This window comes from Lapillicoccus jejuensis (assembly GCF_006715055.1).
In the GTDB taxonomy this organism is placed as follows: Bacteria; Actinomycetota; Actinomycetes; order Actinomycetales; family Dermatophilaceae; genus Lapillicoccus; species Lapillicoccus jejuensis.
In genome coordinates this window covers 4,394,671-4,417,995 of the sequence record NZ_VFMN01000001.1, presented here as the reverse complement: position 1 = coordinate 4,417,995, position 23,325 = coordinate 4,394,671, and the positions used below count along the sequence as shown (strand labels likewise).

The following is a 23,325-nucleotide window of genomic DNA, read 5'->3' as shown; positions in this document are numbered from 1 at the left end:
CCGTGGTGGAGCAGACCAAGCACATCTTCGTGACCGGGGGCGTCGCCTCCTCGCTCGGCAAGGGGCTCACCGCCTCGAGCCTCGGACACCTGCTCCGCGCGCGCGGCCTGCGCGTGACGATGCAGAAGCTGGACCCGTACCTCAACGTCGACCCCGGGACGATGAACCCGTTCCAGCACGGCGAGGTGTTCGTCACCGACGACGGGGCCGAGACGGACCTCGACATCGGCCATTACGAACGGTTCCTCGACGTCCCGCTCGCCGGGTCGGCCAACGTGACGACCGGGCAGATCTACAGCACGGTCATCGCCCGCGAGCGGCGGGGCGAGTACCTCGGTGACACCGTGCAGGTCATCCCGCACATCACCAACGAGATCAAGGCCCGGATGCGGGCCGAGGCGACCGGCACGGCCGACGCGCCCGACGTCATCATCACCGAGGTCGGTGGCACGGTCGGCGACATCGAGTCGCTGCCCTTCCTCGAGGCCGCCCGCCAGGTCCGCCACGAGATCGGCCGCGACAGCGTCTTCTTCCTGCACGTCTCGCTCGTGCCCTACCTCGCGCCGAGCGGGGAGCTGAAGACCAAGCCGACCCAGCACTCGGTGGCCGCGCTGCGCCAGGTCGGCATCCAGCCCGACGGGCTCGTGCTGCGCGCCGACCGCGACATCCCCGAGGGCATCAAGCGCAAGATCTCGCTGATGTGCGACGTCGACGCCGACGCGGTCGCCGCCGCGGTCGACGCGCCGAGCATCTACGACATCCCCAAGGTGCTGCACCGCGAGGGCCTCGACGCCACCGTCGTGCGCCGGCTCGGCCTCTCCTTCCGCGACGTCGACTGGCACGACTGGGACCTCGTCCTGCAGCGCGTGCACGACCCCGAGCACGAGGTCGAGGTCGCCCTCGTCGGCAAGTACGTCGACCTGCCCGACGCGTACCTGTCGGTGACCGAGGCGATGCGCGCCGGCGGCTTCCACCACAACGCCCGGGTGCGGATCCGCTGGGTCGCCAGCGACGAGTGCCGCACCGAGGCCGGCGCGCAGCGCGCGCTCGGCGGCGTCGACGCGGTCGTCGTCCCCGGCGGCTTCGGCGTGCGCGGCATCGAGGGCAAGCTCGGGGCGCTGCGGTGGGCCCGCGAGAAGCAGGTGCCCACGCTCGGCCTGTGCCTCGGGCTGCAGTGCATGGTCATCGAGTACGCCCGCGACGTCGCCGGCATCGACGGCGCCTCGTCGACCGAGTTCGACCCCGACACCCCGGCGCCGGTCATCGCGACGATGGAGGAGCAGAAGGCCTTCGTCGAGGGCGCGGGCGACCTCGGCGGGACGATGCGCCTCGGGCGCTACCCGGCCGACCTGCTGCCCGGCAGCGTCGTCGCCAAGGCCTACGGCACCGAGCACGTCCACGAGCGGCACCGCCACCGCTACGAGGTCAACAACGCCTACCGGGCGCAGCTCGAGGCGGCCGGGCTCGTCTTCTCCGGGCTCTCCCCGGACCACGAGCTCGTCGAGTTCGTCGAGCTGCCCGCCGACGTGCACCCCTACTACGTCTCGACCCAGGCGCACCCGGAGTTCCTCTCCCGCCCCGACCGCGCGCACCCGCTCTTCGCCGGGCTCGTCGAGGCCGCCCTGGACCGCCAGCGCGGCGAGCGGCTCGTCGAGGTCGAGCGCTCGCGCGCGGCCGAGCCGGCCGTCGAGCCCGCGGACGCCTGAGCCGCGCGTGGACATCCCCGTCGGGTCCGGCGCCGACCTGCGCGACGAGGTCGTCGACCGCCCGGTGGTGCGCCGCGAGACGACGTACCGCGGCCTGGTCTGGGACGTCACCCGCGACCGCGTCGACCTCGGCGACGCCGGTGAGGTGACCCGCGAGTACGTCGACCACCCGGGCGCCGTCATCGTCGTCGCGCTGCGCGAGGTCGACGGCGTCGACCACGTCGCGATGATCCGCCAGTACCGCCACCCCGTGCGCACCCTCGAGTGGGAGCTGCCCGCCGGGCTGCTCGACGAGGCGGGGGAGCCGCCGTGGGAGGCGGCCGCGCGCGAGCTCGGCGAGGAGGTCGACCTCGCCGCCGGGACCTGGCACGTCCTGGCCGACTTCTACTCCTCGCCCGGCGGGGTGAGCGAGTCGCTGCGGGTCTTCCTCGCCCGCGACGTGCACGACGCCGCGCCGCAGGAGGGCTTCGTCCGAGAGGGCGAGGAGGCCGGGATCACCGCGATGTGGGTGCCCCTCGACGAGGCGTACGACGCCGTCCTCGCCGGCCAGGTGCACAACCCCGGAGCCGTCGTCGGCGTCCTCACGGCCTGGGGCGCCCGGGCGCGGGGCTGGGCCTCGCTGCGCCCGTACGACGCCCCGTGGCCGTGGCACCCCGCCTACCGCTGAGGCGGGCCCGGTGACCCGGGTCAGCGTCTGCCTCGCGACGTACGACGGCGCGGCGTGGGTGGAGGAGCTGCTCGGCTCCGTCCTGGACCAGCTCGGTCCGGACGACGAGGTCGTCGTCGTCGACGACGGCAGCACCGACGACACGGTCGCCCGGGTCGAGGCGCTGCGCGACCCGCGGATCCGCCTGTCCCGCAACGAGACCAACGTCGGCAGCGTCCGCACGTTCGAGCGCGCGCTGGGGCTCGCACGCGGTGACCTGCTGCTGCTGGCCGACCAGGACGACGTGTGGGTGCCGGGGCGCCTCGACGCGATGGTCGCGGCGCTGGGGGAGCGGGCCGTCGTCGCGACGAGCGTCGCCGTGCTCGGCGAGCCGCTCGAGCCCCCGCGGTGGGCGCTGCGGGCGGCCGACGGGCCGCGGCGGGCGCTCAACGTCGCTCTCGTCCTCGTCGGGGTGCGGTGGTACTTCGGCTGCGCGATGGGGCTGCGCCGCGAGGTGCTCGAGGTCCTGCTGCCCTTCCCGGGCTTCCTGCGCGAGTCGCACGACCTGTGGCTGGGTCTGGTGGGCAACCTCCTCGGGCCCGTCGCCCACCTCGAGGAACCCTCGGTCGCGCGGCGGCTGCACGGGTCGAACCAGACGCCGACCCGGTGGCGCAGCCTGCCGACGATCCTGCGCGCCCGGTGGATGCTCGGACGCGCGCTCGCCGTCGCCGCGCACAGGGCGCGACGACGGCGAGCGGTCTGAGGCTCCGGCGGGTCAGCCCACCGGCACCCCGGCGATCTCCACCGGCGGGGCGGTCGGGTCGAGCTCGCTCGCCTGGTCGACCCCGGGCGGGGTCAGCACGTCCATCGCCTTGGGCACGGTGCTCGGGTCGAGCGCGCAGATCGGGCTCGTCCCACCCGGCTGGCACACGCCGAACGAGTAGTCACCCGGCGTCGGCGTGAAGGCCCGGGCCTGGTCCGAGGAGAACCCGTCCTGGCCCGCGAGGACGACCGCGAACGACCAGCCCGGTCCGGGCGTCCCGCCGAGGGAGGCCTTGGGCAGGCTGATGGTGATCGTCCGCGCCGGCTGGCTGGCGACGACGGTCGCGGTGCCCTTGCTGGCGCCGGTGGCGTCGACCCACACCGGCGGGGCGAAGCCCTGCACCTCGATGCGCTGGCTCCACGCGTCGGCCGGCGCGATGGAGTAGTTGCGCGACGGGAACGCGGCCGACGTCGAGGTCGGCGCGCCGTCCGGGGTGTGGACGTAGACGTCGAGCAGCTGGGCGCCGAGCGCGGACCCGAAGGTCGGGGTGAGGTCGGCCAGCGTCGTCTGCAGGACGACGGTGTCGCCGCTGTCGACGACCCGCCACCCGGTGAGGTCGTACGCGCCCGGGTGGAAGGCCGACGCCGTCGGGTAGGCGTAGGTGCCCGGCCCGTCGTCGTCCCCGGTCGGGTCGGTGACCTGCTGCACGACGGTCCCGGAGACGTACGACGACACGACGGTCGCCTGCGCGAAGCCGGTCGCCCCGGTGGCCCCGCCGGTCGTCACGGTCGCCGTGACGACGGTCGTGCCGGTCGGGGTGGGGATGGTCGCGGACCAGGTGCCGTCGGCGCCGGCGCGGACGGTGACGAGCGTCGTCGTCCCGCCGCTGTCGGTCGCGGTGGCGGCGACGTCGACGCGCGCGTTCGCGGGCGCCGTCCCGGTGATGCCTGTGGTCGCCGAGTCGGCGGTGGCCGGCGCGGTGACCGTCACCGGCACGGTCGGGACCGAGCCGACGGCGTAGCGGGCGGCGACGTCCTTCGGCTGCTCGACGAGCCGGCCCTGGGCCAGCGACTGCACGAGGCGGACCTCCTGGGCCTGGGCCCAGGTCAGCGGCGCGGCCGAGCCGGCCGGCTTGCCCGGCTCGAAGCCGATCGAGGCCAGCGTCGGGTCGGTGCCGTACGGCGACGCGGCGACGGCCGGGTCTTCCCAGGTCTGCTCGGGCACGAGGCCGACGCCGGAGGCCTGACGGTCCATCGTGCGCAGCAGGCTGCTCGCGGCCGGCGCGTTGCCGGTGGCGAGCAGGTGCTCGGCGCGCTCGCCGCCGAGGACCGGCCACAGGTGGCCGGAACCCTTGCCGGTCGTCGGCCAGGGCTGGCCGTCGACGGGGCAGTCGGTCGGGTCGGCGGTCCAGCAGTCGCCGTACCCGTCCTCGGAGCCGGCGGCGTCGGTGCCGTAGCGGTAGAAGCCGGTGCCGGTCGGGGTGTCGCGGCGGATGACCTGGTCGACGACCTTGAGCGAGGCCCGCACGTCGGGGTCGCCCGCCGGCAGGACGCCGAGCCGGGGCAGCTCGAGGAAGCCCTGGTCGATGATCGAGCGCTGGTCGGCGTCGACCGAGCCGTTGCCGAGGTTGTAGGTGACGGCCTCGTCCGGGTTCCCGTTCTTGGACAGCCGGATGAAGTAGCGACCGGTCGCGTACGGCCCGGTCGACGTCACCGTCCAGCCCTTGATGCTGCGCTGGTAGTGGTCGGCCGTCGCGCGGTAGACCCGGGCGGCGGCGTGGTCGCCCTGGACGTCGGCGATCCGACCCGCGGCGACGAGCCCGGCGATCTCGGCGGCGATGGTCGAGGGGGAGTAGCCGCTCTGCTCCTCCCACCGCTCGTTGCCGAACGACGGACCGTGGGCGACGACGAAGTCGGCGGCCTTCTTGATGTGGTCGCGGTATAGCGTCGCGTCACCGGCGAGGCCGGACTGCAACGCCATGAGGATCGGGTACGACGTCTCGTCGAGCTGGTCGCCGCCGGTGTCCGGCGCGACCTGGCCGTTCGGCAGGCTGTTGCGCGGCATCCGGCCGTCGGCCAGCTGCTGGCGCTCGAAGAGGAAGCGGGTGCTCGCCTGCGCGGTCGCGACGTCGCCGGCGGCGAGGAAGCCGGTGAAGGCCTCGTACAGGTCGCGGGCGAAGATCTCGCGGTAGGAGCCGAAGTAGACCGGCTGACCGTTGACCTTGGTGCCGGCCGCGACGGCCTGGCCCCACGGGCTGGACAGCGAGGCGGCGACGGCGCCGGGGAAGGTCTTGTCCTCGCTGGCCTTGAGGACGTTGACGGAGAGCCAGTAGGCCTGCGCGGCGCGCTCGCTCGCGGCCGGGGTGAGGCCCGGCAGGGTGCGCGGGGGCTTGCGCAGCGGGGCGTCGTACGCCGTCCAGGTGTCCTCGTAGGCGGAGCGGGTGCTCGCGAACGGCGCGGTCGCCGACGCGCCGGCGACGGCGATGGCGGCGTTCCGCTTCGGCGCGTAGCCGAGGGCGAGGGTGGCCGTGCCCGACCCGCCGAGGTCGAGCCGGGCGGTCTGGACGACGTTGCCGGCGGTGGCCGTCGTCGCCGTCGACGTGAGCCGGTGGTCGGCGTCGAGCTGGGTCAGCCCGTCGCTCGCGGTCCCGACGAAGCCACTCTGCGCCTGGGTGAAGGGGCGGTCGGCTCGCAGGACGCCGTACAGCGGCGTGGCGTAGTCGCGGTTCGCCGCCTGGCTGGCCGTCGACAGGTCGCGGCTGACCAGTGCGGTGGTCGCGCCGTCGACCGACGCGTCGTCGGCCCCACCGTTCTGGGTGGTGGCGTCGCCGCCCCCGCCGTTGCCGTTGACGGAGGCGTCGTACCGGACGTAGACCTGCAGGCCCGGGGTGCGGGTGAGCAGGTGGACCTTCATGACGACCGCGTCGCGGGCCGGGTCGGTGACGTACTCGGTGACGAGGGTCCACTTCCCGCTCTTCGCGCGGGAGGTGACCTCGCAGGCCATCCCGGCCTTGTCCGTCGTGCGGACGGTGTACGTCGCGTCGCGGCTCTGCAGGTCGGTGAAGGTCGAGCCGTCGGTGACCGCGAGCTGCAGGGTCTCGACGTTGGTGTTGTCGATGGTGGGCGAGTAGACGTCGGACAGGACGCCGTTCGCGACGGTGTACCAGACCTTCGAGGTGCGGTTGGCGGCCGTGCCCAGGCAGTCCTTGCGCGACAGGCCGAAGTGGCTCATCGCGCCGGGGCCGCCGGTGACGGCGTCGGTCGAGGTCGGGGAGGCCGGGGTCGCGGGGGCCGCGACGGCGGGCAGGGCCGGGACGGCCGCGACGAGCGCGGCGGCCGCCGCGACGGGGATCAGGAGTGGACGGCGAAGGGCCACGCTTCTCTGCGTGGCGCGTGAGGTGTGACGCACGGGTCGCATCGTGGTGCCTCGCGGGGGGCGCGGCAAGCCTGGAGCGTCACGGCGCGCCGACAGGGTCCTCGCGCATCATGGGCCGGTGCTCGCGAACCTCGCCCCGGCCCGGCGGCGGTTCGTGCTCGCGGTGCTCGGGCTCGCCCTGCTCGGCTCGGTCGCGGTCGCCGTCGGAGTGCTGCGCGACCGGTCCGACGCGGCCGCGCCGGTCGACCCGTCCAGGCCCGGACCGGTGCTCCTCGTCCCCGGGTACGGCGGCTCGGAGCAGTCCCTCGCGCCGCTGGCCGCCGTGCTGCGTGACGCCGGTCGCGACGTCACCGTCGTCCCGCTGCCGGACCGGGCCCAGGGCCCCCTCGACGACCAGGCCGACGCGCTCGCGGCCGCGGTGTCCGCGGTCCGGGGTCGCACCGGCGCGTCCTCGGTCGACCTCGTCGGCTACTCGGCCGGTGGCGTCGTGGCCCGCCTCTACGTCCTCGAGCACGGCGGGGCCGGGCAGGTCCGCCGGCTGGTGACGCTCGGCTCACCGCACCACGGGACCGAGGTCGCGGCCCTGGGCTCGCTCGTACCCGGCACCTGCCCGACGGCGTGCCAGGAGCTCGCTCCGGACAGCGCGCTGCTGGCCCGGCTGGACCGCGAGCCGCTGCCCGTGGGCCTCGTCGCCCTCTCGCTGTGGTCGCGCGACGACGAGGTCGTCGTGCCCCCGACCTCGTCGGTGCTGGCCGGAGTTCCCAGCCCCGCCGTGCAGGACGTCTGCCCGGCGGTCACCGTGGGCCACGGCGGGCTGCCGGGCGACCGGGCGGTGCAGCGGATCGTCGCGCTCACCCTGGGCACCGGGCCGGTGCCGACCTCGACGGCGCGAGCGGGCGCGATCTGCTGACCCGCCCCTGGCGCAGGCCGTGCGGGTCAGTGTCCGATGTCGACCCATCGCGTCAGAGCCGTGACACATCGCCCACAGTGGGGCACCTGATTATGAGACAGGCCGCCGAGGACCTCATCAAAGAGCTCTTGCCCGGGATCGATGAGGCCGTAGCCGAGGAGACGCCGGGCTCATCTCTGACGCGCGACACGGTCCGCACGCGCTCATTCACAGATCGAGTGAAAGCCAAGGTCCTAGCCCTTCCGGCGCACTCGCCAAAGTAAGACCTCTGAAACGGAGGGTGCGCTGAAGCACCGCGTCGCGGGCGCGGCCGTCCCACTCGCCGCGATTCGATCGCATCGCGGCTCTGCTCAACGCGCGCGAACACATCGGGTGATCGTTCGACCACCGGGGTCAGAAGCCGTTCATGACTCGGACGGGGGCATACCGAATCGCCGACGGCACGTCTACTGCGGACGCTCAGCTGGGGGTAGGTCGCTCAAAATCCAGTCCTGAACGTCGCCTCGCTCCTCGTCAGTCAGTTCGAGCCCGGCCTGTTCGCACCGATAGAGCACGCATTCGTACCAACGTTCGGCTAGTCCGCGCGCGTCCAGACCGACTGTCCGAGGGTCGGCGCCGGCATACACGAGGCCGGTCACGACGAAGTTCACCGAGGTGCGCGGGACCGGGGCAATTGAGTCAGCGGTCAATTCGCGCACGTCGAAACCGATCCGCCCCAACCTTGGCTGCACCTTGGCAACCTGGGCAAGTCCGTCGAACAGGACCGCATACTGCTGGGACGTCAGCAGGGGCGCCTTGGTCACCCGCGCCACCCGTGATCGCACCTCATCGGGAGTGTCGGCATCTTGGGAGGGCGTGGATGCCTCCCGCGACGGGTCAAGCACCAGACCGCCACTATCCGTTGAGCGGTACTCCAACTCAGGCAGGAGTTGTCGCACGAAGGGGCCGAACCCACCAGTCCCCGCCCATCCGGACGCGGCGATGTGCGGCACCTCCCGCAATGCGGCGGCCGCGGCTGACGATCCAGGAACGGAGCCGTCACTCGCGGCAACTCGTTCGCGGATAGCGGCCACTGCCCGATCGGACTCATCCTCGGTCACCGACAGTCGGTCGATCGTGTCGACGAGGTCATCCTGTGCCTCGTCGTCGTCCGAGAAAGCCGTGACGAGCTCCATCCCGCCCATCGTGGCGTCACAGACGGCTTGGTACGCCGGCGCAGCATTTCCAGCGGCGATCATGAGTGTTCTGCGATTGTGTCGGCGCAATTTGGTCATGAGTGGGCTGAAGTCCGCATCGGCGGAGCAGATCACGAACTCGTCGTAGCGAGTTACATGGGAAAGGGCGTCGACCACGTCGATCACGATGTGCGTGTCGGCGGCCGACTTGCCTCGCTGCGTCAGGGAGGGGCAATCGATGACGCGGAAGCCTGCGGCAACGAATTGGGCGCGATACCGAGCGAAACGATGAGGGTTCAGGTAGCAGTCTCGAACCAAGAACCTTCGTTCGAAGTCTCCGTCTTCGTCCCTTCCTTGGCTTAGATGGCGGAGGAGGCGACCTGGGTCGTTGGCGAACGCCTCCGCGGTCGCTTCGTCCAGTTGGGCTAACCCGATGTAGACGTTGTCGAAATCCACGTACAAGGCCGACGTCAACCGGCGCATTGGTCCCCCCAACTCGTCGCCGCAACTTTCCTGCTCGACCGTACAGCGCACGTCCGTCCGGCGGAGTCCTTCGACTTCACAGACGGGGTTCGGGTGGGCGCTTCGTGTGCTGCGGCAGCCGGGTCCCGTCCAGGTCTCCCGCGACGCGAGGTCCACCAGCCATGTCGCTTCCGCCGTGCCATACTGCGCCGCGAGTCCGGCCGTCCCATCCCGCCGCCTGTCGACCACGTTCCTCTAGGGCACAGTGGGGTTCGGCGCGATCGAATGCCGTGTTGCTGAGTGCGCATCCCGGTTGGGGGTACCGGTCCGGTATGACGTTGAACTATGTGAGGCGAGGGCGTGGCAGCCCGCTGTTGCTCGTGCACGGTCTGGGTGCCGGGTGGCAATCGTGGTCCCCGATCCTCGATGGACTGGCCGAGCATCGTGAGGTGATCGCTGTCGACCTTCCGGGATTCGGCGAGTCGCCGCCGTTGACCAGCGAGGTGTCGATCGCCACCTTGACCGACGCGGTCGTGGAGTTCATCCGCGAACAGGACCTGGACGGGGTCTCGACCGTCGGTCAGTCGATGGGCGCCCGGATGGTGCTCGAGCTCGCGCGGCGGGGTGTCGGCGGCGACACCGTGGCGTTGGACCCGGGCGGCTTCTGGAGCGACCGAGAGGTCGCTGTCTTCGGCGCCACACTGCGGCCGTCGATCGCGTTGGTCAAGGCGTTGCGACGCATGTTGCCGGTGCTGCTCGGTAGCCCGGCGGGAAGGACTCTGCTGCTGGCGCAGTTGTCGGCTCGCCCCTGGGCGCTCTCGCGCGAGACCGTGCTGCCCGACGTGCGCGGGCTGGCCGAATCCCCTTCGACCGGCGCGGCCTTGAGCGCTCTCATCAAGGGGCCTAAGCAACAGGGAGCCCCTGCCGGCACGGTCCCCGGCCGGGTCACGATCGGGTGGGGTCGTCGCGACCTGGTGACCGTGCCGAGACAGGCCGCCCGTGCGACGCAGCTCTTCCCGGACGCGGAGCTGCACTGGTTCGAGCGATGCGGTCATTTCCCTCAATGGGACGCACCGCACGAAGCGACCCGACTGATCCTCGACCACACCGATTGAGGGATGTCACCCGGCCGGCCGGCGGCGCCCCGCTTCTGTCGCTGACGGTCGCCTCGGAGGATGTACGGCCCGGAGGCGTGGAATCCGTCGACGGCATCACGTGTCAAGTCACCCTCATGTGCCCCGTGGAGGACTGTCGTGCCGCAAGTCGGACGTTGATCGAGGTGCCCGACACGGCCGCGTGAGTGGCCGTCCGACGTCGCGCTGAACGCACGGACGATCGTCGGTCCGCGCGCCCGATGAAGAGTGGTTCGATGTCACGGTCCGCACGCCGGAGTTGCTCGCCAACTCCGATCGCCGAGCCGGCGACATCGACGACGCGGCATCACCTCGACGTCAACGTCGACGTCCGGCGAAGCTCACAGCCTGGTTGTCATCAAGAGTGCAGGCTCCGGCTGGCGAGACGTGGTCGAAGATCGGCCAACGACTCAGTGCACTGGACTACGGGGAGTTCGAGGACTACCCGTCAGCTCGTGACGTCGCGGGTGGCGAAGTTGGCCCAGGCGGCGGCGAGGAAGACGACGACGTACACCGCCTGGAGGCCGACCCCGCGCTCGAGGTTGCTCCACAGGACGGGGTCCCGGTAGAGGTCGACGAAGGAGAGCCAGTAGCGCGTCGGGAGGTACGGCTGCAGCGGGCGCGCGGCGTCGACGGTGAGCAGCAGCGAGCTGCCGATGAGGAAGGCCATCGCGCCGAGGCTCGCGGTCTGCGGCGAGTCGGTGAGCGTTGAGAGGAACAGCCCGAGGGCGGCGACGCCGAGCATCGAGACGGTGACGTAGAGGACCGCCACGACGGTGCGCCACGCGATGTCGCCGGGGGTGAGGACCGAGCCCGACAGGCTGACCATCCCGCCCTGGAGCGTGCCCTTGCCGAGCAGCAGCCGACCGACGAGGAACCCGACGCCCGCCACCGAGACGACGGCCGTGAGGACGAAGGCCGTCACCGCCACGAGCTTGCGCACGAGCAGCCGGGTGCGCCCGACCGGGCGCACGAGCAGGTAGCGCAGGGTGCCGGCCTGGGCCTCGCCGGCGACCGCCTCGCCGGCCACGACCGCCACCGAGATGGGCAGGAAGAGCGGCAGGACGATGGCCAGCGCGGCGATGGCGAAGAGCGACCCGTCGGCGACGACCGCCGAGAGGAACGCCGGACCGGTGCCCGGGCGGGGCGCCAGGCGGGTCCAGGCGAGCAGCCCGGCCACGACCGTCGGCAGCAGGTTGAGCAGCAGCAGGGCGACCCAGGTCCGGCGTCGACCGAAGAGCTTCGCGAGCTCGACCGGGATCACGTCGGCACCTCGTCGCCCGCCCGGGCGTGCGTGCGCTCCTCGACGACCTCCTCGAGGGTGCGGCGCTCGGGACCGAGCTCGGCCACGCGGACCCCGGCCTCGACGAGCCGGGCGTTGAGTGCGGCCGGGTCGGGGACGCGCACGAGCAGCCGCTCGCCGTCACGGCCCTCGACCTGCCCGTCGAGCGCGGTCAGCGCGAGGTCGGGGTCGGGCGTGACGACCACGGTGCGGCCGGTGGGCGCCCGCAGCGTGGCCAACGGTTCCTGCAGGACGAGCCGGCCCCGGTCGAGCAGACCGATCCGGGTGCACACCTGCTCCACCTCGGCGAGCAGGTGGCTGGAGAGGAAGATCGTCGTGCCCTGCGCGTGCAGGGCGAGCAGCAGCCCGCGGATCTCGCGGATCCCCTGCGGGTCCAGCCCGTTGGTCGGCTCGTCGAGGACGAGCAGATCCGGGCGGCGCAGCAGCGCCGCCGCGAGCCCGAGCCGCTGGCGCATCCCCAGCGAGTAGGCGCGGACCGGGCGCTTGCCGACCGCCCCCAGCCCGACGAGCTCGAGCACCTCCTGGGCCCGGGCGGTGCGGTCGCGGCGCCCGCCCCCGGCGGGTCCGCGCTCGCCGCGACCGCTGGCGTCGTGCAGCACGAGGTTGCGGCGGCCGGAGAGGTGACCGTAGGCCGCGGGCCCCTCGACGAGGGCGCCGACCCGGGGCAGCACGGAGGCTGCCGAGGCCGGCATGGGTCGACCGAGCAGCTCGATCGACCCCGAGGTGGCGAGGACGAGACCGAGCAGGCACCGGACGGTCGTGGTCTTGCCCGAGCCGTTCGCGCCGAGGAAGCCGTAGACGTCGCCGGCGTGCACCTGCAGGTCGACCGCGTCGACCGCGGTGACGCCGCCGTACCGCTTGGTGAGGCCGTGGGTGGCGACGACGACCTGGCCGGTCACGACGCCGCCCGGGGCAGCGCGGCGGCCGCCTGCGCGAGCCCGGCCGGGGTGAGGGTGCCGGCCAGCAGCCAGCTCCGCCCGGTCACCGCGGGGTCGGTGACGAGCAGGCCGACGGGCCCGACGGCGACCTCGAGGCCCTCGGGCACGGCGGTGACGCCGGCGGCCGCGCGCAGCTGGGCCCGCAGCGACCCGGCGACCTCACCCGGCAGCTCGCCGACCGCGAGCCGGGTGACGCCGCGGCCGTACTGCGCCACCCCCGGGAGGCCGTCGACCGCGGTGGCGCGCGGCAGCCCGAGCAGGGTGGCGGGCAACGAGGAGGCGTCCCCGTCCCGGCCGACGGCCCGCGCGAGGTCGAGGCGGCGCCGGGTGAAGACCCGCGCGCCCGGGGGCGGCGTGAAGGCGACCACCTGCTCGTCCGGGGTGCCGGGGCTGAAGTCGAGGAACGTGGTCGACAGGGCCGGGGTGGCGCTCGTGCGCGAGGACACCTCGACGGTCAGTGGGACGCCCGACTCCCGGTCGGCCCACACGTCGACGTGGGCGATGCTCGAGAGCGGTTCGTCCGGAGTGAGCCGCAGCCCGTCGGCGACGCGGCCGGCCACCCTTCGGGCGGGCAGCGACAAGACCTGTCCCGCCGTCGCCCCGCTCAGCAGCCGGGCCGCGAGCGCCGGGGGCAGGGTGTCCGTGGCCCGGGGGAGGCGGACGGCGCCGGGCACGTCCGGGGCACTGCGGGCGACGTCGGTGTCCTCGAAGTCGAAGACCTGGGTGCCGCCGGCGGAGGTGCGACTGCTCAGCTCGCCGGTCGGGCTGAGCGTGTCGGCGCGCCAGTCCGTCGGGCCGCGCCACCACACCCGCTGCTGGGTGCGGCCACCGAGGAGCGACGCGACGTCCGAGAGCTGCCCACCGGTCGGCAGGGCCAGGCTGCCGGTGCTCTCGGCGTAGCCGGAGTACGGGTGGTCGGCCGCCGCGCGGACCCGGGCGAGCAGCGCCGCCGCGTCGCGCCGGTCGGAGGCGCCCACGGGCCAGGCGCCGACGACCGACGGCAGGCTGACGAGGACGGCCACCACGAGCAGGACGACGGTCCAGCGCCCGCGGCGGTTCATGGGCGCACGGTACGTCAGAGGCCTGTCACGACGGGTTCGCGGGGAACCTAGGATGGATGGCGGCCCGCTCCCGACCGAAGGACCTCTCCGTGCTCCGCACCCACGACGCCGGCACCCTGCGTGCCGGCGACTCCGGCCAGACCGTCACCCTCGCGGGCTGGGTGGCCCGGCGGCGCGACCACGGCGGCGTCGCCTTCCTCGACCTGCGCGACGCCTCGGGCGTCGTCCAGGTCGTCGTCCGCGACGAGGTCCTCGAGCAGGGCGGCGCGCACGACCTGCGCAACGAGTACTGCGTCGCCGTCACCGGCACCGTCGGCGCGCGGCCCGAGGGCAGCGCCAACACCAACCTGCCGACCGGCGAGGTCGAGGTGACGGCGAGCTCGATCGAGGTGCTCAACCCGGCCGCGCCGCTGCCCTTCCAGATCGACGAGCGCGTCACGGTCGGTGAGGAGGCGCGGCTGCGCTACCGCTACCTCGACCTGCGCCGCCCGGCCCCGGCCGCGGCGCTGCGCCTGCGCAGCAAGGTCAACGCCGCCGCGCGCGAGGTGCTGGCCGGCCACGACTTCGTCGAGATCGAGACCCCGACGATGACCCGCTCCACGCCCGAGGGCGCGCGCGACTTCATCGTCCCCGCCCGCCTCGCGCCCGGCTCCTGGTACGCCCTGCCGCAGAGCCCCCAGCTGTTCAAGCAGCTGCTCATGGTCGCCGGGATGGAGCGGTACTACCAGATCGCCCGCTGCTACCGCGACGAGGACTTCCGCGCCGACCGGCAGCCGGAGTTCACCCAGCTCGACATCGAGATGTCCTTCGTGCAGGAGGACGACGTCCTCACCCTCGGCGAGGAGCTCGCGGTCGCGCTCTGGCGCCTCATCGGGGTCGAGCTGCCCACGCCGTTCCCGCGGATGTCCTACGCCGAGGCGATGGCCCGCTTCGGCACGGACAAGCCCGACCTGCGCTTCGGTCAGGAGCTCGTCGACTGCACGTCGTACTTCGCCTCGACCCCGTTCCGGGTCTTCCAGGCCGAGTACGTCGGCGCCGTCGTCATGCCCGGCGGGGCGTCGCAGCCGCGCAAGCAGCTCGACGCCTGGCAGGACTGGGCCAAGCAGCGCGGCGCGCGCGGCCTGGCCTACGTGCTCGTCCAGGAGGACGGCGAGCTCGGCGGCCCGGTCGCCAAGAACCTCTCCGAGGAGGAGCGCGCCGGCCTCGCCGCCCAGGTGGGCGCCCAGCCCGGCGACTGCGTCTTCTTCGCCGCCGGCGCGGCCAAGGCCAGCCGGGCGCTGCTCGGCGCCGCGCGTCTGGAGATCGGCCGCCGCGGTGGCCTCATCGACGAGGCGGCGTGGAGCTTCCTCTGGGTCAACGACGCACCCCTCTTCGAGCCGTCCGGCGACGCCGTCGCCGCCGGTGACGTCGCCGTCGGCGCCGGCGCGTGGACCGCGGTCCACCACGCCTTCACCTCGCCCAAGGCCGAGTTCCTCGACACCTTCGACACCGACCCGGGGCCGGCGCTCGCCTACGCCTACGACATGGTGTGCAACGGCAACGAGATCGGCGGCGGGTCGATCCGTATCCACCGCCGCGACGTCCAGGAGCGCGTCTTCGACGTCATGGGCCTCGCCCCCGAGGAGGCGCAGGAGAAGTTCGGCTTCCTCCTCGACGCCTTCGCGTACGGCGCCCCGCCGCACGGCGGCATCGCCTTCGGCTGGGACCGGATCTGCGCGCTGCTGGCCGGCGCCGACTCGATCCGCGAGGTCATCGCCTTCCCCAAGAGCGGCGGCGGCTACGACCCGCTGACCGGGGCGCCCGCGCCGATCACGCCGCAGCAGCGCACCGAGGCCGGCGTCGACAGCAAGCCCGAGAAGAAGGACGCGTCTGCCGCAGAGGCCTGAACCCCGGGGGCCGGCCCTCGACGTGCGGGACGGCGCGGGCGGGTCTAGCGTCACGGCCGTGACCCGCCGCACGCGCCGCCTCGTCGTCCTCGCCGCCGTCGCGGTCGTGCTCACCGCCCTCACCGGGCTGGCGTCCGCGCCGGCCGTCAGCGCGGCGGCGCCCACCCCGCCGAGCCAGTACGGCGACTCGTGGGACAACCCGCGCACGCCCGAGCCGCCGGTCGCCGTGCCCGCCACCCGGCGCTGCACCGAGCGCGTCGTCGACCACCCGTTCGCGGACTTCGACGTCTACCACCACCAGCACGTGCCGCCGGCGTCGTGCCCTGGGCCGTGGTCGAAGGTCGTGCTGCGCCTCGACGGCTCGGTGGCCGGGCGCCAGTTCGACCGGCTCGGCTACGTCGACATCGGCGGCGTGCGCGCCCTGACCCTGTCCACCCCGGAGCCGAGCGCGGCCGGCATCCACTGGCACGTCGAGAAGGACGTCACCGACCTCAGCGCCCTGCTGGAGAAGCGGCAGGACGTGAGCGCCTTCATCGGCAACGTCGTCGACACCACCTACACCGGCGTCCTCGACGTCACCGTGGACCTCGACTTCTACGCCACCGGCCCCGGCGCGCCGGCGGCCGACGTACCCGACGCGGTCCTCCCGCTCGCCGACCCGGTCCGCGACGGCACCGACCTCGTCGGCTCGATGACGTTGCCGCGCAACGCGACCCGGCTGCTGGCGGCCGTCGACGCGACCGGCTCCGGCGGCGGCTGCGAGGAGTTCTGGGACACCAGCGCCCCGACCTCGACCGGCTACTCGTGCTCCGACGGCCTGCCATACCGCGAGGTCGACGTGAGCATCGACGGGCGCCTGGCCGGCGTCGCGGCGCCGTACGCCGTCGTCTACACCGGCGGCTGGTCCAACCCGTTCCTCTGGTACACGACACCGTCCCCGAAGGCGTTCGACATCCCGGCCCTCGGCTACGACCTCACCCCCTTCGTCGGCACCCTCACCGATGGGAGGCCGCACCAGCTGCGCGTGCACGTCGTGGGCCTGCCCGACGGCCAGTCGGGGTGGACCCTCTCCCCGTCGTTCCGCGTCTGGCGCGACGCCGGGGCCACGCAGGTGACCGGCGGCCTCACCTCGTCGAGCACCGGCGAGCCGAAGGTCACCAGCGACGTCGCCGGCACCGGCGACGGCCCGGGCCACGTCGACCTGACGGCCACCCGCAGCTTCACCGCCACCGGCTGGGTGCGCACCTCGACCGGCCGCGTGACGACGACGGTGCAGCGCGCCCTGCGCAACACCAGCGCCCACGTCTGGACCGACCAGGAGGGCGACGACACGCTGCACGCGGCCTGGCGCGACACCCAGACGGTGACGGCCACGCCCGCTGCCGGTCGCGCCACCGTGACGACCGACGAGCGCCGGTACGCCAAGGACGGCACCCTCGGCTTCCACCCGCACGCCGGCGTCGACGGTGCGTACGACGTCACCGGCGACCTCGCCATCACCTGGCACGCCGGCCACGTCGTCACCCGAGGCGCGAGCGTCCTCGCCGACCACCAGGAGACCAGCGGCTACGACGGGACCGCCTCGTGGGTGTACGGCGTCCCGCGCGAGGACCGGCACGGAGAGGCCGACACCCGCTCGTGGTCCACGGTGACCGACCGCGGCGCGGACGGGTCGACGACGTCGTACCAGCGCCGGCTGCACTCGGTGAACGGCGTCGTCGTCGCCGACCGCACGACCTGGTCGTAGCCCGCCCGCTCAGCGCACGACGAGGTCGATCTCGACGCTGCCGCCGGGGGCCGTCGTCGCCTCGGCGGAGCCCGACCTCGCGCCCAGGCTCACCTGCAGGCGGTAGCGGCCCGGGGCCAGCCCGTACCACTCGTAGCGCCCCTCGCCGTCGGTGAGCACGGCCTTCTCCGGCACCGGCTTGAGCGGGCGGTCGAGGCTCGTCGCCTCGACGAGGACCCCCGCGACCGGGGCCCCGGCGGCGTCGGTGACGTGCCCGCCGAACGGGGGAGCGGCGCGCGACCCCGCGTCCAGCGGTCCGGCGGAAGCCCCGTCGGGACCGGCTACGGTGCCCGCGGTCGACGCCGACCCGCACGCGGCGAGCAGGAGCAGCAGCAGGGCGGTGGTGGCGCGCAGGGGGTGGTTCATGGCTCTCCTTCGGTACAGGACCGGTGCGGCACGCCGGACGGGGTGTGCCCTGGAGGACACACCCCGCCCGGTCGATCGTTCCCGTTCCCGCCGCGGTCAGGGCTGGGCGACGATGTTCATGAAGGTCGTGAACTTCGCCTGGGTGATCCGGGTCCCGCTGTTGTGCGTCGCGCTGAGCGAGCCGACACCGTTGGTGTGGATGGCCATCGCGCACGGGCCGCCGGCGCAGTAGGCGGCCGTCGAGCCGCGGTACTGCCACACCGGGAGCCGCTGTTGCCGCCGGTCGTGTCGTTGTCGTAGAAGATCCGGTAGGTCTGCGACGCGCGGACCTGGTCGTACGACATCCACTGCGTGCTCGGCTTGTCACCGGGGTAGCCGGTGACCCGGGTGAAGAGGCCGTCGAGCGCCGCGCTCTGCCACCACATGCCGTACCAGCCGGTGCTGCTGCCGACGGGCGAGCTCAGCTTGACGATCGCGGCGTCGTAGTCTGACGAGGCGCTGTTCAGCCAGCCGTTGAGCGCCCAGGTGCCGCGCGAGGTGTAGGTGCCGAAGGGCGCCGTACCCCCGTTGCTGCCGGGCGTGAAGGTCAGGCCGGAGTACCAGCTGCCGCCCGTGCCGCCGGTGTGCACGCAGTGGCCGGCGGTGAGCATCGTGTCCTTGCTGATCATCCAGCCGGTGCAGTGCAGCGCGCCGTTGCGCCGGATGAGGACGGTGGCGCTGAAGGGGTACGACGTCGTGCCGAGCACCTGGAAGCGGTCGTCGCTGCCGATGACGCTGTTGGCGGTCATCCCGCCGGAGACGTGCGCGCGCCCCGGTGACGGGTTCGACCCGCGGGGCACGGCGCCCTTGAAGGCGAGGGCGGTCGCGGCCTGCTGCGGCGTGACGACCCGACCGGTGCTCGAGACGAGCGCGTCGGGGTCGAGCGCACGGGTCGTCGCCGACGTCGTGGCCGACGTGGCCGTCGACTCGGGCGAGGGCCCGGCGCTCGCGGCGCCGGTGCCGGCCGCGGTGAGCGCGGCCGTCGCGACGCCGACCCCGGCGAGCAGGACGAGGGCGCGGCGCAGCCGCCGGCGGCGGGGTGAGGAGGCGAGGGTGGTGGACATGGCAGGTGGTCCTTCCGTCGTGCGCCGCGCTCCCTGGTGGCGGCGTCGGGGGGAGGAGGGCTCGGGGGGCCGCCGGATACGTCGCTAGGCTGCGAGCCGATGACCGACGAGACCGGCGACCTCTTCGCCGCGGCCCGCGCCGAGAGCGCCCGCGACGCCCCGGACCCGTCGGCGGCGACGGCGCCGCCGCTCGCCGTGCGGATGCGGCCGCGTCGGCTGGAGGAGGTGCGCGGGCAGGCCACGGTGCTGCGTCCCGGCAGCCCGCTGCGCCGGCTCGTCGAGGGCAGCGGCGGCACGGCCGGCCCGCTGTCGGCCATCATCTGGGGCCCGCCGGGCACCGGCAAGACGACCCTCGCGCACCTCGTCGCGACCGCCGCCGAGCGGCGCTTCGTCGAGCTGTCCGCGGTGACCGCCGGCGTCAAGGACGTCCGCGCGGTGCTCGACCAGGCGGTCCGGGACCGCGACCTCTACGGCCGGCAGACCGTCCTGTTCCTCGACGAGATCCACCGCTTCAGCAAGGCCCAGCAGGACGCCCTGCTGCCCGGCGTGGAGAACCGCGTCGTCGTGCTCGTCGCCGCGACGACGGAGAACCCGTCCTTCTCGGTCATCTCGCCGCTGCTCTCGCGCTCGGTCCTCGTCACCCTCGAGCCGCTCGCCGACGCCGACCTCGGCGACCTGCTCGACGCCGCGGTTGCCGACGAGCGCGGGCTGGCGGGGGAGTACGCGCTCGCCGACGACGCCCGTGCCCACCTGGTCCGGCTGGCCGGCGGCGACGCCCGGCGCGCGCTCACCTCGCTCGAGGCCGCGGCCGGGGTGGCGCAGGACGCCGTACCGCCCTCGGCGCCGCCGCCGGACGGGACCCGCGAGCCGGTGACGGTGACGCTCGCCCACGTCGAGCAGGCGGTCGCCCAGGCCGCCGTCCGCTACGACCGCACCGGCGACCAGCACTACGACGTCGCGTCCGCCCTCATCAAGTCGATGCGCGGCAGCGACGTCGACGCTGCCCTGCACTGGCTGGCCCGGATGCTCGAGGCGGGGGAGGACCCGCGCTTCGTCGCGCGGCGGATCGTCATCTCGGCCAGCGAGGACGTCGGCATGGCCGACCCGACCGCGCTGCAGACCGCGGTCGCCGCGATGCACGCCGTCGCCCAGGTCGGCATGCCGGAGGCGCGGATCATCCTCGCGCAGGCCGTCGTCCACAACGCGCTCGCGCCGAAGTCGAACGCCGCCTACGCCGGCATCAACGCCGCCATCGCCGACGTGCGCGCCGGCCGCGGGGGGACGGTGCCGGTGCACCTGCGCGGCAGCGGGTACGCCGGCGCGTCCCGGCTCGGGCACGGTGACGGCTACGTCTACGCGCACGACGAGCCGGACGGCGTCGCCGCGCAGCAGTACCTGCCCGACGACCTCGCCCACGCCGACCCGCCGACCGCGTACTACCGGCCCACGGACCGCGGTTTCGAGGAGCGGCTGTCGGCGCGGTGGCGCTGGCTGTCGGAGCGGCTGCGCGGTCGCTGAGCCCCTCCGCCGCCCGGGCGGACCTGCAGGATCATCCGTCGTCGGGACGTCGTACGGGCGTTGCTGCGGTGCGCGGCCGCCCGGACGGCACGAATTGCGGTCTGCGTGACACCGATGTCAACGACATGTCTCCAGCATGTGTCGGAGGTAACGATCTGACATCAACGGTGGCGCGCGCCTTCCGTCTCCCCGTGGGTCGCGTGACAAGGTGACCGCCATCGCGTGCCTCCCAGGGGGCGGCACGCGGGGGCGCCCCCGGCAGCAGGCGGGCGCCGACCCCGACCGGAAGGACCACCCCCGCGTGTCCCAGGTGACGACCGCCCTCGTCGACGACACCCTCGAGGGGGCGGCCCCGGCTCCCGCCGGCGACGTCCGCGCCGGGCGCTCGCCGGGCCAGGTCGCGTGGTCGCGCCTGCGGCGCGACAAGGTGGCGATCGGCTCGACCGTCGTCGTGCTGTTCTTCGTGCTCATCGCGCTGTTCGCGCCGGTCCTCGTGGGGATCGAGGGGGAGACCCTCGGGACCTACCACTCCGAGCTCATCTCGGCCTCGGACACCCTGCCGATCATCGGCGCCAACGCCCAGCACTGGTTCGGCGTCGAGCCGCGCACCGGTCGCGACCTGTTCGCCCTGTGGGCGTACGGCGCCCGGCCCTCGCTCATCATCGGCTTCGTCGCCGCGCTGGCCTCGACGGTCCTCGGCGTGGTCCTCGGTCTCGTCGCGGGCTACCTCGGCGGGATCGCCGACCGGGTCATCTCGTGGGTCGTCGACCTGCTGCTCTCGCTGCCCTACCTGCTCGTCGTCATCGCCCTCGTGCCGATCATCCAGAACCGGGTCGGCAACGGGCAGATCCTCTCCGCCGAGCAGACCTCGACGGTGCGCTTCTGGACGATCATCGGCGTGCTGGTCTTCTTCGGCTGGATCGGCCTGGCCCGCCTCATCCGCGGCGAGGTCTTCTCGCTGCGCGAGCGCGAGTTCGTCCAGGCGGCGCGGGTGATCGGCGTGCCGACCCGCCGGATCCTCTTCCGCGAGATCCTGCCCAACCTCGTCGGCCCCATCATCGTGTCGGCGTCGATCGCCGTCCCGGCGTACATCGCCAGCGAGGCGACGCTGTCCTTCCTCGGCGCCGGGCTCGTCGAGCCGACCGCCTCCTGGGGGCGCACCGTCTCGCTGGCCCAGAACTCCTACGCGGCCTACCCGCTGTGGCTCTGGCCGCCGGTCGCGTCCATCGCGCTGCTCGTCCTCGCCCTCAGCCTGCTCGGCGAGTCGGTGCGCGACGCGTTCGACCCCAACACCCGTCGCTGAGCGCACCCGCCGGCGACCCCACGCTCGGTCCGGCCCCGGCCGGAACGTGAACCAGGAACACACCTTTGAAAGAGGAGAACCCATGCGGTGGACCCACGTCCTCGCCGTCGGCGCGGTCGCGTCGATCGGCCTGACGGCGGCCTGCTCGGCCCCGTCGAAGACGGCGACCGGTGGCTCGAACGGCAACGCCACCTCGGCGCCCGTCGAGCAGGCCGGCGCGTCGCTCGACCCGAACGCCAAGGGTCCCGCGCCGCGTGACGCCAACGCGAAGAACGGGGGGACGCTCACCGTCTCCTACTCGACCTCGCCGAGCTCGATGGACCCGAGCGCGCAGTTCTACCAGGACTCCGGCGCGATCATGACCCAGCTGACGATGCGGTCGCTGACGACCTTCGTCAACCGCGGCGGCAAGGAGGTCCTCGTGCCGGACCTCGCCACCGACCTGGGCCAGGTCTCCTCGGACCGCCTCACCTGGACCTTCAAGCTGAAGTCCGGCATCAAGTACAGCGACGGCTCCGCGGTCTCGGCCAAGGACGTCGCGTACGCCGTCAAGCGCTCCTTCGCGTTCACCGCGACCGGCCCGACCTACCAGGTCGACTTCCTCAAGGACGGCGACAAGTACCAGGGCCCGTACAAGTCCGGCGACACCTTCGCCGGCGTCGAGGCGCCCGACGACTCGACCGTCGTCTTCCACCTGTCCAAGCCCTGGGAGACGCTGCCCTACTTCACGACCTTCACCCAGGTCTCGCCGATCCCGCAGGCCAAGGACACCAAGGACGAGTCGTACGGCGACAAGGCGCTCGCCACCGGCCCGTACGTCATCGACTCCTTCACCCAGGGCTCGGAGCTCAAGCTCAAGAAGAACCCGTACTGGGACCCGAACAGCGACCCGGCGCGCACGCAGTACGTCGACGGCTACGACTTCAAGTTCGGCACCGACACCGTCCAGACCCAGACGGCGATCCTCGCCAGCAACGGCCCGGACGCGACGACCCTCAACTGGGAGGGCATCGACTCCTCGCTCGTCTCGCAGATCGAGGGCGCGAAGAAGTCGCAGTTCGTCGAGGGCCCGAGCTCCTGCACCGTCACGCAGAACCTCGACACCCGCAAGATCCCCATGCCGGTGCGCAAGGCGCTCGCCGTCGCGATGCCGTGGGACGCGATGACCAAGGCCGCCGGCCTCAGCACGCACTCCGCGTCGCCGGCGCACACCCTCATCCCGCCGCAGATCCCGGGCTGGCTCGACTACACCCTCGACGGCGTGACCGGCCAGGGCAACGGCGACCCGGCGAAGGCCAAGGAGATGCTCTCCGCGGCCGGCTACGGCGCGGACAAGCCGTTCGAGCTGAAGTACTACTACACGAACGACGACCCGATCGCGCAGCAGACCAACCAGGCCAAGAAGCAGGGCCTCGAGGCCGCCGGGTTCAAGGTCACCGACCTGGGTGTGCCGGGCAAGGAGCGGCGCAAGCTCATCGCCGACCCCAACGCGCAGACCAACATGGGCCAGTCGCCCGCCGGCTGGTGCTTCGACTGGCCGTCGGCCGACTCGATCTTCCCGCCCACCGTGGCCTCCACCCAGCTCAAGCAAGGTGGCACCAACTGGGGTGACCTGTCCGACAGCAAGGTCGACGCGGAGCTGGCCCGCATCTCCAAGCTGTCCATCGCGGACCAGGGCCCGGAGTGGGGCAAGTTCGACAAGTGGCTGATGGAGAACTACCTCCCGGCCCTGCCCTGGTACTGGGACAAGTCGAACATCGTGTTCGGCACCAAGGTGCACAACGTCATCAACGACCCGAACCACGGCACGCCGATCCTCAACTCGATCTGGGTCGACTCCTGACGGAGCCCGCCCGACCAACCGGGCGCGGGGGCCGGGACACCACGTCCC

General features: G+C 73.1%; 17 protein-coding genes. 10 read left to right on the top strand and 7 right to left on the bottom strand.

Annotated elements, in window-relative coordinates; all coding sequences use genetic code 11:
- Positions 1-2: 2 nt before the first annotated feature.
- Genes FB458_RS20465 through FB458_RS20455 form a run of 3 tightly spaced genes read left to right on the top strand, consistent with a single transcriptional unit; the run spans position 3 to position 3,115 of the window.
- Positions 3-1,706 (top strand): CTP synthase, encoded by a 1,704-nt coding sequence (locus FB458_RS20465; RefSeq protein ID WP_141850115.1) that lies wholly within the window; start codon positions 3-5, stop codon positions 1,704-1,706.
- A gap of 7 nt (positions 1,707-1,713) precedes the next feature.
- Positions 1,714-2,373, top strand: a complete 660-nt coding sequence (locus FB458_RS20460) for an NUDIX domain-containing protein (protein ID WP_141850114.1) — start codon at positions 1,714-1,716, stop codon at positions 2,371-2,373.
- 10 nt (positions 2,374-2,383) lie between these two features.
- A complete protein-coding gene (locus FB458_RS20455) occupies positions 2,384-3,115 on the top strand; it encodes a glycosyltransferase (protein ID WP_141850113.1) in 732 nt (243 codons plus the stop codon).
- Positions 3,116-3,127: 12 nt separating this feature from the next.
- Here FB458_RS20455 and FB458_RS20450 read toward each other — a convergent pair whose 3' ends face one another.
- Positions 3,128-6,490, bottom strand: coding sequence for a glucodextranase DOMON-like domain-containing protein (locus FB458_RS20450; RefSeq protein WP_211356115.1), 3,363 nt, complete (start codon positions 6,488-6,490; stop codon positions 3,128-3,130).
- Between the two features lie 118 nt (positions 6,491-6,608).
- On the opposite strand from FB458_RS20450, the gene FB458_RS20445 reads away from it, so the two are divergent.
- Positions 6,609-7,400, top strand: a complete 792-nt coding sequence (locus tag FB458_RS20445) for a lipase family alpha/beta hydrolase (RefSeq protein WP_141850111.1) — start codon at positions 6,609-6,611, stop codon at positions 7,398-7,400.
- A 446-nt stretch (positions 7,401-7,846) separates the two neighbouring features.
- On the opposite strand, the gene FB458_RS20440 is transcribed toward FB458_RS20445, so the two are convergent.
- On the bottom strand, positions 7,847-9,031 hold the full coding sequence (locus FB458_RS20440) for an NYN domain-containing protein (protein WP_170185772.1): 1,185 nt from the start codon (positions 9,029-9,031) through the stop codon (positions 7,847-7,849).
- A gap of 338 nt (positions 9,032-9,369) precedes the next feature.
- Between FB458_RS20440 and FB458_RS20435 the strand changes: the two genes are divergently transcribed.
- Positions 9,370-10,152 (top strand): alpha/beta fold hydrolase, encoded by a 783-nt coding sequence (locus FB458_RS20435; protein WP_141850109.1) that lies wholly within the window; start codon positions 9,370-9,372, stop codon positions 10,150-10,152.
- A 466-nt stretch (positions 10,153-10,618) separates the two neighbouring features.
- Here FB458_RS20435 and FB458_RS20430 read toward each other — a convergent pair whose 3' ends face one another.
- The 3 genes from FB458_RS20430 to FB458_RS20420 are packed head-to-tail and all read right to left on the bottom strand — an operon-like array spanning position 10,619 to position 13,472.
- On the bottom strand, positions 10,619-11,434 hold the full coding sequence (locus tag FB458_RS20430) for an ABC transporter permease (protein WP_141850108.1): 816 nt from the start codon (positions 11,432-11,434) through the stop codon (positions 10,619-10,621).
- Entirely contained in the window at positions 11,431-12,372 is a 942-nt protein-coding gene (locus tag FB458_RS20425; protein ID WP_141850107.1) for an ABC transporter ATP-binding protein, read from the bottom strand. The genes FB458_RS20430 and FB458_RS20425 overlap by 4 nt, the downstream gene beginning before the upstream one ends.
- Positions 12,369-13,472 carry a LolA-like protein gene (locus tag FB458_RS20420; RefSeq protein WP_141850106.1) on the bottom strand — a complete coding sequence of 368 codons (1,104 nt, stop codon included), beginning with the start codon at positions 13,470-13,472 and terminating at the stop codon, positions 12,369-12,371. The genes FB458_RS20425 and FB458_RS20420 overlap by 4 nt, the downstream gene beginning before the upstream one ends.
- Positions 13,473-13,561: 89 nt before the next feature.
- Here FB458_RS20420 and aspS point away from each other — a divergent pair, with 89 nt between their 5' ends.
- Both aspS and FB458_RS20410 read left to right on the top strand, forming a co-directional pair.
- Positions 13,562-15,358, top strand: coding sequence for an aspartate--tRNA ligase (aspS, locus tag FB458_RS20415; RefSeq protein WP_141850105.1), 1,797 nt, complete (start codon positions 13,562-13,564; stop codon positions 15,356-15,358).
- 58 nt (positions 15,359-15,416) lie between these two features.
- Positions 15,417-17,105 (top strand): peptide-N4-asparagine amidase, encoded by a 1,689-nt coding sequence (locus FB458_RS20410; protein ID WP_141850104.1) that lies wholly within the window; start codon positions 15,417-15,419, stop codon positions 17,103-17,105.
- 9 nt (positions 17,106-17,114) lie between these two features.
- Here FB458_RS20410 and FB458_RS20405 read toward each other — a convergent pair whose 3' ends face one another.
- Positions 17,115-17,510, bottom strand: a complete 396-nt coding sequence (locus FB458_RS20405) for a carboxypeptidase-like regulatory domain-containing protein (RefSeq protein WP_141850103.1) — start codon at positions 17,508-17,510, stop codon at positions 17,115-17,117.
- A 116-nt stretch (positions 17,511-17,626) separates the two neighbouring features.
- Positions 17,627-18,613 carry a trypsin-like serine peptidase gene (locus tag FB458_RS20400; RefSeq protein ID WP_141850102.1) on the bottom strand — a complete coding sequence of 329 codons (987 nt, stop codon included), beginning with the start codon at positions 18,611-18,613 and terminating at the stop codon, positions 17,627-17,629.
- A gap of 99 nt (positions 18,614-18,712) precedes the next feature.
- On the opposite strand from FB458_RS20400, the gene FB458_RS20395 reads away from it, so the two are divergent.
- From FB458_RS20395 to FB458_RS20385, 3 genes are all read left to right on the top strand, one after another.
- Positions 18,713-20,131 carry a replication-associated recombination protein A gene (locus FB458_RS20395; RefSeq protein WP_141850101.1) on the top strand — a complete coding sequence of 473 codons (1,419 nt, stop codon included), beginning with the start codon at positions 18,713-18,715 and terminating at the stop codon, positions 20,129-20,131.
- 301 nt (positions 20,132-20,432) lie between these two features.
- The gene (locus FB458_RS20390; RefSeq protein ID WP_246061422.1) at positions 20,433-21,434 is read left to right on the top strand and encodes an ABC transporter permease; all 1,002 of its coding nucleotides are present in this window, start codon (positions 20,433-20,435) and stop codon (positions 21,432-21,434) included.
- A gap of 82 nt (positions 21,435-21,516) precedes the next feature.
- Positions 21,517-23,277 (top strand): ABC transporter substrate-binding protein, encoded by a 1,761-nt coding sequence (locus FB458_RS20385; RefSeq protein WP_141850100.1) that lies wholly within the window; start codon positions 21,517-21,519, stop codon positions 23,275-23,277.
- The last annotated feature ends 48 nt before the right edge of the window (positions 23,278-23,325 follow it).

Bases quoted from the DNA above. Each gene is read 5' to 3' on its own strand.
- FB458_RS20435 (WP_141850109.1), top strand. From the start codon at position 9,370: ATGACGTTGAACTATGTGAGGCGAGGGCGTGGCAGCCCGCTGTTGCTC.
- FB458_RS20420 (WP_141850106.1), bottom strand. From the start codon at position 13,472: ATGAACCGCCGCGGGCGCTGGACCGTCGTCCTGCTCGTGGTGGCCGTC.
- FB458_RS20405 (WP_141850103.1), bottom strand. From the start codon at position 17,510: ATGAACCACCCCCTGCGCGCCACCACCGCCCTGCTGCTGCTCCTGCTC.
- FB458_RS20400 (WP_141850102.1), bottom strand. From the start codon at position 18,613: ATGTCCACCACCCTCGCCTCCTCACCCCGCCGCCGGCGGCTGCGCCGC.
- FB458_RS20395 (WP_141850101.1), top strand. From the start codon at position 18,713: ATGACCGACGAGACCGGCGACCTCTTCGCCGCGGCCCGCGCCGAGAGC.
- FB458_RS20385 (WP_141850100.1), top strand. From the start codon at position 21,517: ATGCGGTGGACCCACGTCCTCGCCGTCGGCGCGGTCGCGTCGATCGGC.